General features: G+C 72.7%; 16 protein-coding genes. 8 read left to right on the forward strand and 8 right to left on the reverse strand.

Going from position 1 to position 16487, the window contains the following annotated elements:
* A partial coding sequence (locus E1258_RS04210; RefSeq protein WP_207919392.1) for a hypothetical protein occupies positions 1-380 on the forward strand: 380 nt, incomplete at its 5' end.
* 105 nt (positions 381-485) lie between these two features.
* Here the strand turns inward: E1258_RS04210 and E1258_RS04215 are convergent.
* The 6 genes from E1258_RS04215 to E1258_RS04240 form a co-directional block, all read right to left on the reverse strand.
* Positions 486-1493 (reverse strand): LacI family DNA-binding transcriptional regulator, encoded by a 1008-nt coding sequence (locus E1258_RS04215; protein ID WP_132396993.1) that lies wholly within the window; start codon positions 1491-1493, stop codon positions 486-488.
* A 19-nt stretch (positions 1494-1512) separates the two neighbouring features.
* Entirely contained in the window at positions 1513-2892 is a 1380-nt protein-coding gene (locus tag E1258_RS04220; protein ID WP_132396995.1) for a GH1 family beta-glucosidase, read from the reverse strand.
* A 58-nt stretch (positions 2893-2950) separates the two neighbouring features.
* Complete coding sequence (locus E1258_RS04225; RefSeq protein ID WP_132396997.1) at positions 2951-3784, reverse strand: carbohydrate ABC transporter permease; 834 nt, start codon at positions 3782-3784, stop codon at positions 2951-2953.
* Entirely contained in the window at positions 3781-4797 is a 1017-nt protein-coding gene (locus E1258_RS04230) for a carbohydrate ABC transporter permease (protein WP_132396999.1), read from the reverse strand. The genes E1258_RS04225 and E1258_RS04230 overlap by 4 nt, the downstream gene beginning before the upstream one ends.
* Before the next feature lie 83 nt (positions 4798-4880).
* Positions 4881-6188, reverse strand: a complete 1308-nt coding sequence (locus tag E1258_RS04235) for an extracellular solute-binding protein (RefSeq protein ID WP_132397001.1) — start codon at positions 6186-6188, stop codon at positions 4881-4883.
* Positions 6189-6481: 293 nt separating this feature from the next.
* Positions 6482-7240 carry a maleylpyruvate isomerase family mycothiol-dependent enzyme gene (locus tag E1258_RS04240; RefSeq protein WP_132397003.1) on the reverse strand — a complete coding sequence of 253 codons (759 nt, stop codon included), beginning with the start codon at positions 7238-7240 and terminating at the stop codon, positions 6482-6484.
* 68 nt (positions 7241-7308) lie between these two features.
* Here E1258_RS04240 and E1258_RS04245 point away from each other — a divergent pair, with 68 nt between their 5' ends.
* The 7 genes from E1258_RS04245 to hpxZ all read left to right on the forward strand — a co-directional run bounded on the left by E1258_RS04245 (position 7309) and on the right by hpxZ (position 14726).
* Positions 7309-8400: a UDP-N-acetylmuramate dehydrogenase gene (locus tag E1258_RS04245; RefSeq protein WP_256370953.1), complete on the forward strand. Its 1092-nt coding sequence runs from the start codon at positions 7309-7311 to the stop codon at positions 8398-8400.
* A gap of 60 nt (positions 8401-8460) precedes the next feature.
* Positions 8461-9126 carry a GntR family transcriptional regulator gene (locus tag E1258_RS04250; protein ID WP_132397007.1) on the forward strand — a complete coding sequence of 222 codons (666 nt, stop codon included), beginning with the start codon at positions 8461-8463 and terminating at the stop codon, positions 9124-9126.
* Between the two features lie 147 nt (positions 9127-9273).
* The gene (gene atzF, locus E1258_RS04255) at positions 9274-11088 is read left to right on the forward strand and encodes an allophanate hydrolase (RefSeq protein ID WP_132397009.1); all 1815 of its coding nucleotides are present in this window, start codon (positions 9274-9276) and stop codon (positions 11086-11088) included.
* A 49-nt stretch (positions 11089-11137) separates the two neighbouring features.
* Complete coding sequence (locus E1258_RS04260; RefSeq protein WP_132397011.1) at positions 11138-11827, forward strand: cysteine hydrolase family protein; 690 nt, start codon at positions 11138-11140, stop codon at positions 11825-11827.
* 8 nt (positions 11828-11835) lie between these two features.
* A complete protein-coding gene (locus E1258_RS04265; protein ID WP_132397013.1) occupies positions 11836-12528 on the forward strand; it encodes a cysteine hydrolase family protein in 693 nt (230 codons plus the stop codon).
* Positions 12529-12541: 13 nt separating this feature from the next.
* The gene (locus E1258_RS04270) at positions 12542-14230 is read left to right on the forward strand and encodes a regulator (protein WP_132397015.1); all 1689 of its coding nucleotides are present in this window, start codon (positions 12542-12544) and stop codon (positions 14228-14230) included.
* An 85-nt stretch (positions 14231-14315) separates the two neighbouring features.
* Positions 14316-14726 (forward strand): oxalurate catabolism protein HpxZ, encoded by a 411-nt coding sequence (gene hpxZ, locus E1258_RS04275; protein WP_132397017.1) that lies wholly within the window; start codon positions 14316-14318, stop codon positions 14724-14726.
* A 58-nt stretch (positions 14727-14784) separates the two neighbouring features.
* Here the strand turns inward: hpxZ and E1258_RS04280 are convergent, their stop codons facing one another.
* Positions 14785-15564, reverse strand: coding sequence for a class I SAM-dependent methyltransferase (locus E1258_RS04280; RefSeq protein WP_132397019.1), 780 nt, complete (start codon positions 15562-15564; stop codon positions 14785-14787).
* Between the two features lie 82 nt (positions 15565-15646).
* On the reverse strand, positions 15647-16411 hold the full coding sequence (locus tag E1258_RS04285) for an SDR family NAD(P)-dependent oxidoreductase (RefSeq protein WP_132397021.1): 765 nt from the start codon (positions 16409-16411) through the stop codon (positions 15647-15649).
* Positions 16412-16487 lie beyond the last annotated feature (76 nt).

Consider the following 16487-nt stretch of genomic DNA (forward strand, 5'->3'; position numbering starts at 1 on the left):
GCCCGCGTACGACGATCCGGTTGAACCCCGCCGACGCGCCGCTTCCCGCGGCGGCGCGCGAGCCGGCCTGCGCCGCAGGGCTGGGCGGCGGGCCCTATCCCGACGAGGACGTGTGGGTGTTCGGGCTGCCGGCCGGCGCGGCCGGGGCCCGGTTCGTCGCCGTGACACCCGAGTTCGTCACCCCGAACCGGGAGCGCGTGGCCCTCACCGTGCCCACCGAGGGCGGCGCGCTCGTCGTCGACGACGCCGGTGCCGACGTGGCGTGGCTGCGCCTGCCCGCAGGCTGGACCCTGGTGGGCGGGTCGGCCGTCCTCGCCGGGGACGCCAGATCCTTCGTGCTCGCGCGGGTATGCCCGGCGTCTGCGACGCCATCGGCCTGAGCAGGCTCTTAGCCCTGTGAACCCGTAGCCGTCAGGGTGACGCCCCGCCGGAGGTGGTGAGAAGGGGACCCCTCTCTACCGTAGGCGTTAACAAGGGGCCCCTCCTTACGCCGTGGCGCGCAGCACCAGCTCCGTGGGCAGCACGAGGGCCGGCTCGACGTCCTCGCCGGCCGCGATCCGCAGCAGCTGGCGGGTCGCCTTCCGGCCCAGGTCGACTATCGGCTGCCGCACGGTGGTCAGCGGCGGGTCGGTGTACGCGGCCGTCTCGATGTCGTCGAACCCGATCACCGCCACGTCGGCGGGCACCCGCCGCCCCGCCTCGCGCAGCGTACGCATGGCGCCGTGCGCCATCAGGTCGGACGCGGCGAGGATCGCGTCCAGGTCGGGGTCGGCATCGAGGAGCTGCCGCATGGCCGCCGCCCCCGACTCGCGGGTGAAGTCCCCGTACGCCACCCGCTCCGGCAGCCCCGCCTCGGCGATCGCGGCCCGGTACCCGACCAGCCGTTCCACCCCGGCGAACATGTCCTGCGGGCCGGCGATGGTGGCGATGCGCCGCCGTCCCGAGTCGAGCAGGTGCCGCACCGCCCGGGTCACCCCGCCGACGTGGTCGACTTCGACGTACGGGACGCCGACGTCGCCGAGGAGCCGGCCGCTGCACACCACCGGGATGCCGATCCGGGCGAGCTTCGCCGGCAGCGGGTCGGCGCCGTGCAGCGAGGCGAAGACGACCCCGTCGACGTGCCGCCCGGTGGTGTACCGCTCCACCCGGGCGTGCCCGGCGGGCGAACCGGCGAGCATCAGCACGAGCTGCTTGTCGGCCGCCTCCAACTCCTGCGCGACCCCCCGGATGATGCTCGGGAACACCTGGTCGTCGGAGAAGACCCGGGTGGCCTCCTCGGGCAGGACCAGGGCGATCGAGTCGGTCCGCTGGGTGACCAGACTGCGGGCGGCGAGGTTCGGCACGTACCCCAGCTCGGCCACGGCCCGGCGGACCGCCTCCCGGATCGGTGCGGCGACGGTGGTGGAGCCGTTCACCACCCGGGACACGGTCGCCCGGGAGACGCCGGCCTGCCGGGCCACCGCCTCCAGGGTCGGCCGTTTAGTTTCGGTCATCGAAGCGCCCGCTACCTCGTCACAGCCCGTTCCGGGAGATCACCTCCTGGTACCACCGGGCACTGGCCTTCGGTGTGCGCCGTTGGGTCAGGTAGTCGACGTGCACGATCCCGAACCGCTTGCGGTACCCCTCGGCCCACTCGAAGTTGTCCAGCAACGACCATACGAGATAGCCGCGCAGGTCAACCCCCCGGCCAATGGCCGCGTGCGCCGCCCGAAGGTGCCCGTCGAGGTAGTCGATGCGGTCGGCGTCGGCCACCCGGCCGGTGGAGTCGGGCCCGTCCTCGATCACCCGGTCCGGGAACGCGCCGCCGTTCTCGGTGATCATCAGCGGCAGGCCCGGGTAGTCGGCGGCGAACCGGTCCAGCAGCCGGCCCAGCCCGGCCGGCTCGATCGCCCAGCCCATGTCGCTGCACGGCCCGGTCGCCGGCAGGAACTCCACCGCCCCCTCGGTGCCCGGGTACGCGCTGCCGCCCGCCCCGTCCGGCCGCCCGGCCACGTACGTCGGGGCGTAGTAGTTGATGCCGAGCAGGTCGATCGGCGCGGCGATCAGCTTCTCGTCCCCGTTCCGGACGAACGTCGGCTCGACCATCCGGGACACGTGCTCCAGCACGTCGGCGGGGTACCCGGCACCGGTCAGCGGGTCCAGGAAGATCCGGTTCTGCAACCCGTCGACCAGCCGGACCGCCGCCGCGTCCGCCGCGCTGTCCAGGTCCGCCGGCTGCACCTGCGCCGGGTTCAGGGTGATCCCGACGACCTCCGCGCCACCCGCGCGCAGCGCCCGGACCGCCAGGCCGTGCCCGAGCAGCAGATGGTGTACGGCGGCGAAGGCCGCGCCCGCGTCCCGTACGCCGGGGGCGTGCAACCCGTTGCCGTACCCGAGGTAGGCCGAGCACCACGGCTCGTTGAGCGTGGTCCACGTGCGGATCCGGTCGCCGAGCCGGCCGTGCACGGCCGCCGCGTACGCGGCGAAGTGCTCGGCGGTCTCCCGGTTCGTCCAGCCGCCCCGATCCTCCAGGGCCTGCGGCAGGTCCCAGTGGTAGAGCGTGACGATCGGGTCGATGCCCCGGTCGAGCAGCGCGTCGGTGAGCCGGTCGTAGAAGTCCAGCCCGCGCGGCTCGACCGGCCCGGTGCCGTCCGGCTGGATGCGGGGCCATGCGATCGAGAACCGATACGCCTTCAGTCCCAGTTCCGCCATCAGGGCCACGTCGTCGGCGTACCGGTGGTAGTGGTCGCAGGCGACGTCGCCGGTGTGGCCGGCGTGGACCCGGCCCGGCGTACGGCTGAAGGTGTCCCAGATCGACGGGCCGCGACCGTCGTCGCGGGCCGCGCCCTCGATCTGGTACGCGGCGGTGGCCGCGCCCCAGACAAAGTTGTCGGGGAATCGAAGCTCGCTCACGCCTTACCCTCTTTCGTTCGCGACTGTGGGGCTCGCAGGGTCGGCTCACTCCTCGCGCTCACGCCTTGACCGCGCCTTCCATGATTCCGCCGATGATCTGGCGGCCGAACAGGACGAAGACCAGCAGAAGAGGCAGGGTTGCGATGGCCGTGCCGGTGAAGACCTGCGACATGTCCTGGTAGTAGCCGTCCGACAGCGCCCGCAGGGACAGCTGCACGGTCGGGTTCCCCGGGTCGTTGAGGACAGCGTACGGCCAGAGGAAGTCGTTCCAGGTCGTCATGAACGTCAGCAGGCCGAGGACGGCGGCGGCCGGGCGCAGCGCCGGCAGTACCACGTTCCAGTAGATCCGCGCGGTGCCGCAGCCGTCGATCCGGGCGGCCTCGATCAGTTCGGTGCTGACCGCCTGGCTGGCGTACTGGCGCATCATGAACACCCCGAACCCGGTGACCAGCGCCGGGACGATCACGGCCGGCAGCCGGTCGTTCCAGTTCAACTTCGTCATCAGCAGGTACAGCGGGATCACCCCGAGCTGGGTGGGGACCATCATCGTCGCGATGATCACCAGCAGCAGCGCGTTGCGGCCCTGGAACCGCAGTTTGGCGAAGGCGAACCCGGCCAGGGTGGAGAAGAAGACCACCGAGACGGTGACCGTGACCGCCACGATCGCCGAGTTGATCAGGCCGGTGAGGAAGTACGCGTCGGTGTTGGCGAACAGCCGGGAGATGTTCGCGCCCAGGTTGCCGCCGGGGGTGACCGGCGGCGGTATCTGGCCCATCGCGTCGCTGGACCGACTGGCCACCACGAACATCCAGTAGATCGGGAAGACCGACAGCAGGGCGGTGACGGCCAGGGCGGCGTACGTGAGCCGGTTGGCGGACCAGAGTCGGTTCATCGGGAGCGCTCCTTGCGGGGCCGGCGGGTCCGCGCCGGCCGGTCAACGCCGCCGAGCCGGCGCAGAACCACGACGTTGATCGCCGCGACGATCGCGATCAGGGCGAACAGCAGCCAGGCGACCGCCGAGCCGTAGCCGAAGTTGTAGTGCGGCGCGAAAGCGTTCTCGAACATGTACATGGTCATCGTCTGCGACTCGCGCAGCGACCCGCCCCGGATCGGGTTGGTTCCGGAGTGGAACATCCGGGGCTCGGTGAAGAGCTGGAGACCGCCGATGGTCGAGACGATCACCGCGAAGATGATCGTCGGCTTGAGCAGGGGCACGGTGATCGACCAGAACTGCCGGGCCCGACTGGCCCCGTCGATCGCCGCCGACTCGTACAGGTCGCGGGGGATGGCCTGCATGGCGGCCAGGAAGATCAGCGCGTTGTACCCGGTCCACCGCCAGTCGACCATGGCGGAGATGGCCACCCAGGAGGCGAACCGGTTGGCCTTCCAGTCGATCGCGCCGACGCCGACCAGGTCGAGCAGCCAGTTGATCATGCCGAACTGTCGGCCGAACAGCACGCCGAAGACGATCGCCACGGCGGCGGTCGAGGTGACGTTCGGCACCAGCACCGCCATCCGCCAGGTGGTCCGGGCCCGCAGCCGCCGGTTGAGCAGGCTGGCCAGCCAGAGCGCGCCCAGCAACTGCGGCACGGTCGAGATGACGAAGATGCCGAGGGTGTTGGTCAGCGAGTGCCAGAAGTCGGGGTCGGCCAGCAGCCGGCTGTAGTTCTCCCCGCCGACGAACTGGTGTTCCGTGGCGAGCAGGTCCCAGTCGTGCAGCGACACCCAGAACGTGTACGCGAGCGGGTAGGCCCCGAAGACGCCAAAGAGCAGGAAGAACGGGGCGATGTAGAGGTAGGGGGAGTACTTCTCGTCGAGCCGGCTGAGCCGATACTCCCACAACTGGCGGGCGCTGCCCCGGACCGCCGGTCTCACCGGCGGCCGGGCGTCGAGCTGGACGCTCATGGCCCGGTCACTCCTTTCCGCTTTCTGCGCGGCGCGGGCGGCACCCCGGCGTACCGGAGCGCCGCCCGCGCGCCCGCGCCGGCTTACTTGGCGGCGGCCTTCTTGGCGTTGTTCACCGCGTCGGCCCATGCCTGCTCGGGGCTGCGCTGGCCGAGGTCGACGGTGCGGACCGCGTTCTCCACCTCGGTGCGGACGGCCTGGTTCTTCGGGCCCATGTAGACCGGCTTGAGGCTTTTCGCGCCCGCCGCGAAGATCTTGCCGACGGGGGCGTCGGAGAAGTACGCGTTCGTCGAATCGGCCACCGCCGGGTCGTCCAGCGCCTGCGGGTTGGACGGCAGCGGCCCCTTGGCCTTGAACGCTCCGATCTGTCCCTTGGCGCTGGTCAGGAACTTCGCCAGCTCGATCGCCTCGGCCTGGTGCTTGCTCTGCTTCGGCACGGCGAGGAAGGAGCCGCCCCAGTTGCCGCCGTTGCCGGGCACCTGGGCGATGTCCCACTTGCCCTTGGCGGCCGGGCCGGCGTTGCCCTCGATGACGCCGGTCATCCAGGCCGGGCAGGCGATGGTGGCGAACTTGGCCTGCTTGAACGCCGACACCCACTCCTCGGACCAGGAGCTGTACTTGCCGGACAGACCGGAGTCGAGGATGTCCATCGTGGTGTCCCAGGCCTGCCGCACGGCCGGGTTGCTGTCCACCACCAGGTTGTTGGCGGTGTCGTAGTAGTGGTAGCCCTGCGCGTTGCCGGCGGTCTGTAGCACGATGGTGTTGAAGGTGTTGGTCGCCGAGTCCAGGAACGACGCACCGGTGTTGGCGGCCTTGAACTTCTCGCCGGTGGCGATGTAGTCCTGCCAGGTGGGCCAGAGCTTGGACACCTCGTCGCGCTGGGTCGGCAGCCCGGCCTTGGCGAAGAGGTCGCTGCGGTAGCACATCGCCATGCCGCCGACGTCGGTGCCGAGGCCGATGAGCTGCTTGCCGTCGGCGGTCAGCCCCTGGTTCCACTTCCAGTCCAGGAAGTTGCCCTTGAGTTCGGCCGCGCCGTGGTCGAGCAGGTTGACGAAGTTCTGCGGGTTGGCCTTGTACTCGACGAGCAGGCCCTCCTCGATGGCGACCACGTCGCCGGCGCCCTTCCCGGCGGCGAGCCACTGGGTGAGCTTCGGCGAGTACTCGTCGAGGGTCCCGCCGGTGCCCCGCTCGACGATCTTCACGTTGGGGTGGGCCGCCATGTATTCTTTGTAGAGTTCCTGGTAGCCCATCTGGCCGAAGATGTCGACGGTCAGCGTGATCGGCCCGCCCTCGGCGGGCTCGTCTCCGCCGCCGCAGCCGGCGGTGGTGAGCAGTGCGGTGGCCGCGACGAGGGCCACGGCCGCGAGGTGGCGGCGCGGAAAGACACCCATCTGTTCTTGGACCCCTCTCAGGTCGTGCAGGTGGTGGTGGGGACGGGATTTAACCGGTGAGAGAGCGCTCTCACAAGAGAGTGATCGCTGGCCCGGGAGATGTCAAGAGAACGCCCTCGATGCGTTATGGAAGGGCCCCCTGTTAACGCATCCGGTAGAGCAGGGGCCCCTTCTCAACCAGTTGACCAGCGCCCCGTCGCGCACGGCCCGCCCGCGTGGGTCGGTCGGCACGACGACGCGTGGCCCCCCGGGTACGCCGAGAGGCCACGTGAGGGCGGGAGTCGCGCGGGCGGTCAGCCGGTGCGGAGCCCGTCGAGGAGGGCCCGGTCGCCCCGCACGCCGAGGGTGTCGAAGCTGACCCGCCCCATCAGCGCCAGCAGCAGGTCGCTCGCCGTGCCGGTGACCTCGGCCCGGGCGTGGTGGTTGTCGTGGTCGAGGATGGTGTCGGTGTCCAGCAGCGCCACCCCCTCGCCGCGCAGCCGCAGGTACCAGTCCTGACCCGCGTCGGGCGCGGCCAGGTGCACCACCCCGTGCCACCGGCCGGTGGCCGTGCGCCTGCCGGCCGGCAGCCAGGTGTCCAGCACCTCGCTCACCCCGTCGGCCGCGAGCTTGGCCTCGATCGGCTCGCCGGCGGCGATGGCGAGCTGGGCGTCCCAGCGGTGCACCGCCGTCTCGTGCGCCATTCGGCGCGGCCAGAAACCGGCCTTCTTCGGCTGCGGCGCCCAGTTCCACGCCGGGACCTCCGGCTCCAGGCTTTCGAAGGTCGCCATCAGCCGGCCGTATTCCTGCTGCCAGAACTCCAGCGCGGACGTCCCGGCGGGCAGCGCGCCAAGCTCCGGGTGCTCCGGTCGGGTGGTGCCCCCGGCGGTCACGACGATGTTCACCCAGTGGTAGACCTCGCCGAGGTGCCGGGTCAGGTCGGTGACCGTCCAGCCCGGGCAGGAGAGCACGGGTGTCTCGGGGGGAGCGTCCGCGACAGCGGCGGCGAACGCGGGCCCCTCAGCCCGCAGCGCGCCGATCCAGAAGTCCTTCGTGCCGTGCAGTCTGCTCATCACGATCCTCCCGCGCGACCGGGCCACCAGTGGGTGCCACGGCTCCCTCTCAGCCTAGGGTGAAGGGCGTGTCAGACGTTAGTGCCCACCCGGCCACCGAAACCCGCGCCGCCGACTCGACGATGTTGGCGGGATACACCACCCTGCGCCTCGGTGGCCCGGCCGGACGGATCGAGATCGCTGCCAGCGCCGAGGAGATCGTACAAAAGGTGCAGCAGGCCCGCCTGCGGGACGAGGAGGTGTTGATCCTCGCCGGGGGCAGCAACGTGGTGATCGGCGACGCCGGATTCCCCGGCACCGTCGTGCTGGTGCGCTCCCGGGGGCTGCGGGTCGTCGCGGAGGACGCCGACACCGTCACGGTACGGGTCGAGGCCGGCGAGCCGTGGGACGACCTCGTCGCGGCCACCGTGGCCAACGGCTGGTCCGGGTTGGAGTGCCTCGCCGGCATCCCCGGGTCGGCCGGGGCCACCCCGATCCAGAACGTCGGCGCGTACGGCCAGGAGGTGGCCGAGACGATAGTCGGCGTCGGAGTGCACGACCGCGCCGAGGGGACCCTCGGCCGGATCGAGGCGGCCGACTGCGGCTTCGCGTACCGGTCGAGCGTTTTCAAGTACAGCGAGCGCTGGGTGGTGCTCTCGGTCGACTTCCGGCTCGCCCGATCCCCGCTGTCCGGCCCGGTCCGCTACGCCGAGCTGGCCCGGGCGCTCGGCGTCGAGCCGGGCGACGCGGTGCCGCTGGCCGACGCCCGGGCCGCCGTGCTGCGGCTGCGCGCCGGCAAGGGCATGGTGCTCGACGCCGACGACCCCGACACCCGCTCGGTGGGCTCGTTCTTCACCAACCCCGTGCTCGACCGCCGAGCGTACGAGCTGCTGCGGGAGCGCGCCGCCGACCTCGGCGAGCCGTCGCACTGGCCCGGGGCCGGCGACACGGTCAAGGTGAGCGCCGCCTGGCTGATCGACAAGGCCGGCTTCGCCAAGGGCCACCCCGGCCCGGAGGGGGTGGCCATCTCCAGCAAGCACACCCTCGCCCTGACCAACCGGGGCGGCACGGCCAGCACGGCCGCCCTGATCGCCCTGGCCCGCGACATCCGCGACGGCGTGCACGCCCGTTTCGGCGTACCCCTGCACCCGGAACCGGTCCTGGTCAACTGCGCCGTCTGACGGCGGGGGCGCGGGGCGCGCCCACACCGACCGTTTGGTGGCAATGGCAGACTCTTCGAAGTGAGCGACGTGGCCGCATCGCCGATGGATGGCGAGTTGGAGAGCCCCAGCCTGGTGGATCTCGCCGTTTCCCGGCTGACCCGGGAGATCCTCAGCGGTAGGAGCGAGCCGGGCGAACGCCTGGTGGAGGAGCAGCTGACCCGGCGGCTCGGGATCAGCCGGGCCCCGCTGCGGGAGGCGCTGCGGTTGCTGGCACAGCAGGGGCTGGTGGAGCACGTGCCCCGGCGGGGGGTCCGGGTCGCCACCCTTTCCGACCGGGACGTGCGGGAGCTGTACGAGCTGCGCGACGTGCTGGAGCGGGTGGCGGTGCGCAGGGCGATCCCGGTGCCCCGGGAGGCCGACCTGGCCGGGCTGCGAACGGCGCTGGACCAGATGCGCGACGCGACCCGGATCGGTGATCGGCTGGCGGTCGCCGAGTCGCACCGGGCGTTCCACGTCGCGCTGGTGGCGCTGGCCGGCAACCGGCAGCTCTCCGCCGTGTACGACTCGATCCTGATGAAGTTGCAGCTATACATGGCGATCAACCTGCGCCGTGAGGCGGAGGTCGCGCAGCCGTCGGACGGGGTCCACCGGCACGAACGGCTGTTCGAGGCGGTCGCCGGGAAGGATCCGGAGGCCGTGCTCGCGGTGCTCTCGGAGCACGGCGCGCGTTCGTACCTCGGTTAGGCGTTCGTACCTCGGCTAGTTCCTACCTCGACCAGGCGGGCCGGTGGCCGACGCGAGGGTCCGCCCGGGGCCAGATGTGCGGCCGGCGTCATGTCGTCGTTACCTGCCGCGCCGTTCCCTGTAACAGAACGGTCGACAATCGACTGTATGTCAGAACGGATCGGATCGCTCGCGGAGCTGCGGTCGGCGTACCGCGAGGGTGCCCTGACCCCCACCGACCAGGCCGAACGCGTGCTGGCCGGGCTCGCCGGCCGCGATGGCGCTCCGGTCTGGATCAGCACCGTCCCGGCCGACCGCCTGCGGGCCCGCGCCGCGTCGCTGACCAGGGACGGTGACCCGGCGACCCTTCCGCTGTACGGCATCCCGTTCGCGGTGAAGGACAACATCGACGTCGCCGGCATGGTCACCACGGCCGGCTGCCCCGACTTCGGATACGAGGCGAACGCGGACGCACCCGTGGTGCGCCGGCTGCTCGACGCCGGCGCGCTGCTGGTCGGCAAGACCAACCTCGACCAGTTCGCCACCGGCCTGACCGGCGCCCGCTCGCCGTACGGCAGCTGCGAGAGCGTCTTCGGCGGCGGGCTCATCTCCGGCGGCTCCAGCTCCGGCTCGGCCGTCGCGGTCGCCACCGGCCAGGTCAGTTTCGCCCTGGGCACGGACACCGCCGGCTCCGGCCGGGTGCCGGCGGCCCTCAACGGCATCGTCGGCGTCAAGCCCACCCGGGGCCTGCTCAGCACGGCCGGCGTGGTCCCGGCCTGCCGCTCGCTGGACTGCGTCTCGGTCTTCGCCGCCGACGTCGCCGGTGCCATGGACGTGCTGCACGCCGCCCGTGGCGTCACGGCGGCCGACCCGTGGGGGCGTCCGCTGCCGGCCGAGCGGGTGCCTGCCCGCATGCCGGGGACGCTACGCCTCGGGGCACCCCGGGCAGAAGACCTGGAGTTCTTCGGTGACGCCGGGCAGCGGGACCGGTTCACCGCGGGCGTCGGGCGGCTGCGCGACCTGGTCGCGTACGCGCAGCCGGTGCCGCTGGGCACCTTCTTCGAGGCGGGGGACCTGCTCTACCAGGGGCCCTGGGTGGCCGAGCGGCTGACCGGGCTGGACGGCTTCCTGCGGGAGCACCCCGAGGCGGTCCTCGCCGTCACCCGGACCGTGCTGGAAACCGGGCGACGCTACGACGCGATCGACGCCTTCCGGGGCCGGCACCGGCTCCGGGAGCTGCGGGCGCGGGTAGACCAGGTGTGGCAGGAGGTCGACGTGCTCGTCGTGCCCACCGTCGGCACCACGTTCACGCTCGACGAGATCGCCGAGGACCCGATCGGGCGCAACGCGATGCTCGGCCGCTACACCCAGTTCGCGAACCTGCTCGACCTGGCCGCGGTGACCGTGCCCAACGGGTTCACCGCCGCCGGCCGGCCGGCGAGCCTGACCCTGGTCGGCCCGGCGTTCAGCGACACCACCCTGGCCCGGCTCGCCGCCGCCTTCGCCGCCGGGACCGGCGCGGAACCGGCCGACGCCGGCCCGCCGGCTGCCGGCACCGGGCCGGCACCGGAACCGGGACCGGTGGAGGTGCTCGTCGCCGTCGTCGGGCGGCACCTGAGCGGCGAGTCCCGCAACGGTGAGCTGACCGACCTGGGAGCCACCCTCGCCGGCACCAGCCGCACCGCACCCTGCTACCGGCTCTACCGGATGGACACCCCCGACGGCGAGGGGCTGCCCGGCCTGGTCCGGGTCGACCCGGCCCGGGGCCACCGCATCGACGTCGAGCTGTGGCGACTGCCCACGTCCGCCGTCGGCGGGCTGCTGGCCGGGGTCCCGGCCCCGCTCTCGCTCGGCTGGGTCCGGCTGGACGACGGGCGCGCCGTCCTGGGCTTCCTCTGCGAGGCGTACGCCGCTGGCCCGGAGGCGGAGGACATCAGCGCCGCCGGGGGCTGGCGGGCGTACCGGAGCGCTGGCCGGCGATGAGCGGCTGCCGCCCCGGGCGGGAGCGGCAACGACACAGGAGGAGGAGAGGATGGCAAGGATCGGGCCGGTAACCGCGAATCCCTACCCGTGGCCGTACGACGGCGCGGCCGACACCACGCGCACCGCGCTGCTCTGCATCGACTGGCAGACCGACTTCTGCGGGCCGGGCGGCTACGTCGACGCGATGGGCTACGACATCAGCCTCACCCGGTCCGGCCTGCCGGCCACCGCCCGGCTGCTGGCACACGCCCGGTCGCTCGGGATGCTCGTCGTGCACACCCGCGAGGGGCACGACCCCGTCCTGTCCGACCTGCCGGCGAACAAGCGCTGGCGCTCGGCGCGGATCGGTGCCGAGATCGGCGGCGCCGGCCCGTGCGGCCGGATCCTGGTCAGGGGCGAACCGGGCTGGGAGATCGTGCCCGAGGTCGCCCCGGCGCCCGGCGAGGTGATCGTCGACAAGCCCGGCAAGGGCGCCTTCTACGCCACCAACCTCGATTTGGTGCTGCGGACCCGGGGCATCACCCACCTCATCCTCACCGGCATCACCACCGACGTCTGCGTGCACACCACCATGCGCGAGGCGAACGACCGGGGGTACGAGTGCCTGATCCTCTCCGACTGCACCGGCGCCACCGACAAGGGCAACCACGACGCGGCGCTGCACATGGTGACCATGCAGGGCGGCGTGTTCGGCTGCGTCGCCACATCCGACGACGTCATCGCCGCCACGGCGAGGTGAGGTGCGCCATGCCGACCGTTGCTGCCGCGCGGCCCTTCCCGTACTCCTTCGACATCGCGACCACGGCGCTGCTCGTCATCGACATGCAGCGCGACTTCCTGGAGCCCGGCGGGTTCGGCGAGAGCCTGGGCAACGACGTCGGCCAACTGCGCCGCACCATCGCGCCCCTCGCGGCGCTGCTGGCCGGCGCCCGCGCCGTGGGCCTGACCGTCGTGCACACCCGCGAGGGGCACCTGCCCGACCTCTCGGACTGCCCGCCGGCAAAGCTCCAGCGGGGCGCGCCGAGCAAACGGATCGGCGACCCCGGCCCCAAGGGCCGCATCCTCGTGCGGGGCGAATACGGCCACGACATCGTCGACGAACTCGCGCCGCTACCCGGTGAGCCGGTCGTCGACAAGCCCGGCAAGGGCGCCTTCTACGCCACCGGGCTGGACGCCCTGCTCGCCCAGCGGGGAATCCGCAGCCTCCTGGTCACCGGCGTCACCACCGAGGTGTGCGTGCACACCACCGTCCGGGAGGCCAACGACCGCGGGTACGAGTGCCTCGTACTCGCCGACTGCGTCGGGTCCTACTTCCCCGAGTTCCAGCGGGTCGGGCTCGACATGATCGCCGCCCAGGGCGGGATCTTCGGGTGGGTCGTCGACTCCACCGAGGTGCTCGCCGCGCTGCCCAGCGCCACCGTGTCGCAACCCTCCTCCTGAATCGGGAGCAGCCATGGTCCCCACCAAGCCCTCCGCCGCCCCGCTCCCGTTCTGGGTGCGCGGCGACACCAACGCGTTCTTTGGTTTCGGCGTCAACGTCCTGGTCAACGTGCTCACCCTGACCGGGCTCTGCCTGGCCGTGGTGAAGCTTTGCGACCGGGAGGTGTTCGGCACGATCCTGCCGGCGCTCGGCATCGCGCTGGTCGCCGGGAACATCTACTACACCTACCTGGCGCGCCGCCTGGCCCGGCGGGAGAACCGCTCCGACGTCACCGCCCTGCCGTACGGGCCGAGCGTGCCGCACATGTTCATCGTCATCTTCGTCATCATGCTCCCGATCTACCTGCGCACGCAGGATCCGGTGCGGGCGTGGGAGGCGGGGCTGGCGTGGGCCTTCATCATCGGCGTGATCGTGCTGATCGGCGCGTTCGTCGGTCCGTACATCCGCCGGTACGCACCCCGGGCCGCGCTGCTGGGCACCCTCGCCGGGATCTCCGTCACCTTCATCTCGATGAACCCGGCCGGGCAGATGTGGCAGATGGCCTGGATCGCGCTGCCCGTCTTCGCGTTGCTGCTGATCGGCCTGCTCACAGACGTCAAGCTGCCGTTCAACTTTCCGATCGGGCTCGCCGCGCTGCTGGTCGGCACGGCGCTCGGCTGGGCCGGTGGCGCGATGTCGGTGCCGGACGTCACGGCCGCCGCCCGGGACATCGCGTTCGCCGTACCCTCGTTCAAGCTCGACCTGCTCTTCACCGGCCTGGCCGACATGGCGCCGTTGCTGGCGACGGCGATTCCGCTGGGGGTCTACAACTTCACCGAGGGCATGTCCAACGTGGAGAGCGCGGCGACCGCTGGGGACAACTACAACCTGCGCAGCGTCCTGCTCGCCGACGGCGCGGGTGCGGTGATCGGCGCGGCCCTCGGCTCGCCGTTCCCGCCCGCCGTCTACGTCGGGCACCCGGGCTGGAAGGCGGCGGGCGGCCGGAGCGGCTACTCGATGGCGACCGGCATCGTGATCGCGATCCTCTGCTTCCTCGGCATGTTCGGGCTGCTCGCGACCGTCTTCCCGACGGCGGCCATCGTGCCGATCCTGCTCTACATCGGGCTGCTGATCGGCGCCCAGGCGTTCCAGGCGACGCCCCGGGCGCACGCCGCCGCCGTGGTCGCCGCGCTGATCCCGAACATCGCGGCCTGGGCCACCAGCCAGATCGACAACACGCTGGCGGCGGCCGGCACCACGGCCGCCGAGGTGGGCGACGAGGCGCTGGCCGGTGCGGGCGTGGTCTACGACGGCCTGCTCGTGCTCGGCCAGGGCGCGATCCTCGCCGGCCTGGTGCTCGGCGCGGTGGTGGTCTTCATCATCGACAAGCGGTTCGTCCGGGCGGCGATCTTCGCCGGGTCCGGCGCGGTGCTCTCGTTCGTCGGGCTGATCCACGGCGAGAGGATCGAGTGGAACGCGAACGGCCCGGTCTCGCTCGGCTACCTCCTCATCGCGGCGATCTGCGGGGTCTTCGCGTTGGGCCGGGTCGCGCCCCGGGTCCCCGAGCCTGAGGAGATCGAACTGGACCGCCTGCACGGCGAGGCCACCCTGGCGAAGCCAGCCACCGTGGCCTCCCCGGCGGAGCCGGCCGCGGTCGCCGAGCCGGTCGGCCCGGTGGACCCGGCCGACGGCGGGCAGCGGGAGCGCGCGGTGAGCGGCTGAACCCGCCGACCCGGTCGGGTGGCGGCACCGGCCGCCCGACCGGGCCCCGCGTACGCCCGGCCCGTCGTGCGGAGAGGATGCTCGCGTGGAGATCGACCGGACCGACGTGGTCGCCGAGGTGGCGGCGGCCTTCGCCGGCTACGAACAGGCGCTGGTCGACGGCGACGCCGACCGGATCTGCGGATACTTCTGGGACTCCGACCGGACTGTGCGGTTCGGCATCGACGACCATCAGTACGGGCTCGGCGCGCAGCGTGCGTGGCGGGCTGTTCAGCCGCCACTGCCGCCCGGTCGCCGCCTCGTCGACACGGTGATCACCACCTTCGGCGCCGACCTCGCGGTGGTCACCACCCGCTTCACGTACGCCGGCACCGCCGCCAGGGGCCGGCAGACCCAGACCTGGGTACGCCTGCCCGCCGGCTGGCGTATCGTCACCGCCCACGTCTCCGAACCCGCTGCCTGCCGCCCCGACCCGGCAGACGGAACGGCCCGCTGAGCCCGGCCGACCCTGCCGCTGCCGCTGCCGCTGCCGCTGCCGCTGCCGCTGCCCCGGCTCAGGCGGGGGCGATGGCGGGCCAGCCGACCGTGAGTTCGCCGTGCCGCCAGCGGCGGGGCCCGTCCAGGACCGGCCAGCCGGCATCGCGGACCGCCGCCACCGCCCGCAGCCACCGCTGGCGGGGCCCGAAGGGCGCGTACCCGGCGGCGGAGCGCCACGCGTCGTCGAGGTCGCGGAGCAGGTCGTGGATCCGTTCGCCCGGCACGTTGCGGTGGATCAGCGCCTTCGGCAGCCGCTCGGCCAGCTCGGCGGGGCTGCCCAGCATGCCGAGCTTCGCGGCCAGGGTGAGCGTGCTGGGGCCGTCGGAGTCGATCAGCAGCCAACCGCCGAGCCGGCCCAACTCGTCGCAGGTGCCCTCCACCAGCAGCCCGCCCGGGGCCAGCCGGTCGGTGATCGTGCGCCAGGCGGCGGCGACCTCGGCCTCGTCGTACTGGCGGAGCACGTTGCACGCCCGAACCAGGGCCGGCCGCAGCCCGGCCAGCTCGAACCCGCCCCGGGCGAAGGTGAGCCGGGGCGGGTCGGCGGCGGGCTGTGCGGCGGCGACGCGTACCGGATCGATCTCCAGCCCGACCACCCGCACGTCGGCGCGGACCCCGGCGGCCAGCCGGGCGCGCAGCTCCACGGCGGTGACCGGGGTGGCACCGTAGCCGAGGTCGACCACCAGCGGGTCCGCCGCGTCCCGTAGCCGGCCGCCGCAGGTCTCGACGATCCAGTTGTCCACCCGGCGCAGCCGGTTCGGGTTCGTCGTCCCCCGGGTGACGACGCCCTGCGGCCTCATCGCCGCCAGCGCCAGCGCGCCGGACGCCGGTTGCCCCGGGCCCGCCTCGGCTGCCCGCCGTCCCGCCGCGACCGGGGCCTCATCAGCTCGACCGGTGCACCTTGTGCTGCGCGGCCTGGGCCAACGGGCGGACCACCAGCCGGTCGACGTTGACGTGGTGCGGGCGGGTCGCGCACCAGGCGACGCAGTCGGCGATGTCCTCGGCGACCAGCGGCTCGGCCACCCCGGCATAGACGGTTTCGGCCCGGCCGGTGTCGCCGCCGAAGCGGATCAGCGCGAACTCGTCGGTCTTCACCATCCCCGGGTCGATCTCGATCACCCGGACCGGCCGGCCGCACAGCTCCAGGCGCAGCGTGCCGGCGATCGCCGTCTGCGCGTGCTTCGCGGCGCTGTAGCCGCCCCCGCCCTCGTAGACGACGTGGCCGGCGGTCGAGGAGACGATCACGATCGTGCCGGCGCCGGACGCTTCCAACGCGGGCAGCAACGCCTGGGTGACGCGCAGGGTGCCGAGCACGTTGACGTCGTACATCCACTGCCAGTCGCCCACCGACCCGGACTCCACCGGGTCGAGCCCGCGCGCGCCGCCGGCGTTGTTGACCAGCAGGGTGACCGGGCCGGGGGACGCTGCGGCGGCCTCGGCGAGGCCCGCCACCGACTCCGCGGACGTGACGTCGCACTCGACGGCGGTGGCGGACCCGCCGGCCGCCTCGATCTCCGCGACGAGCGCGGCCAGCCGTTCGGTGCGCCGCGCGGCGGCGAGCACGTGGAACCCCTCGGCGGCCAGCCGGCGGGCCGTGGCCGCGCCGATTCCGCTGGACGCCCCGGTGACGATCGCGACAGAGCTCATCGGGTCATTCTCACCCCGCCGGAGCGGGCGCGCGTCGCCGGCCGGGCGGTCGCGCCGATGAGGTCCGTCACGTCCG

Source organism: Micromonospora sp. KC207 (assembly GCF_004348615.1).
Classification (GTDB): Bacteria; Actinomycetota; Actinomycetes; order Mycobacteriales; family Micromonosporaceae; genus Micromonospora.

What these genes read in the sequence shown, in the direction of transcription:
- E1258_RS04225 (WP_132396997.1), bottom strand. Translation starts at nt 3,784, where the DNA reads ATGAACCGACTCTGGTCCGCCAACCGGCTCACGTACGCCGCCCTGGCC.
- E1258_RS04270 (WP_132397015.1), top strand. Translation starts at nt 12,542, where the DNA reads ATGGTCCCCACCAAGCCCTCCGCCGCCCCGCTCCCGTTCTGGGTGCGC.
- E1258_RS04280 (WP_132397019.1), bottom strand. Translation starts at nt 15,564, where the DNA reads ATGAGGCCGCAGGGCGTCGTCACCCGGGGGACGACGAACCCGAACCGG.
- E1258_RS04260 (WP_132397011.1), top strand. Translation starts at nt 11,138, where the DNA reads ATGGCAAGGATCGGGCCGGTAACCGCGAATCCCTACCCGTGGCCGTAC.
- E1258_RS04240 (WP_132397003.1), bottom strand. Translation starts at nt 7,240, where the DNA reads ATGAGCAGACTGCACGGCACGAAGGACTTCTGGATCGGCGCGCTGCGG.
- E1258_RS04215 (WP_132396993.1), bottom strand. Translation starts at nt 1,493, where the DNA reads ATGACCGAAACTAAACGGCCGACCCTGGAGGCGGTGGCCCGGCAGGCC.
- E1258_RS04265 (WP_132397013.1), top strand. Translation starts at nt 11,836, where the DNA reads ATGCCGACCGTTGCTGCCGCGCGGCCCTTCCCGTACTCCTTCGACATC.
- E1258_RS04235 (WP_132397001.1), bottom strand. Translation starts at nt 6,188, where the DNA reads ATGGGTGTCTTTCCGCGCCGCCACCTCGCGGCCGTGGCCCTCGTCGCG.
- atzF (WP_132397009.1), top strand. Translation starts at nt 9,274, where the DNA reads ATGTCAGAACGGATCGGATCGCTCGCGGAGCTGCGGTCGGCGTACCGC.
- E1258_RS04285 (WP_132397021.1), bottom strand. Translation starts at nt 16,411, where the DNA reads ATGAGCTCTGTCGCGATCGTCACCGGGGCGTCCAGCGGAATCGGCGCG.
- E1258_RS04230 (WP_132396999.1), bottom strand. Translation starts at nt 4,797, where the DNA reads ATGAGCGTCCAGCTCGACGCCCGGCCGCCGGTGAGACCGGCGGTCCGG.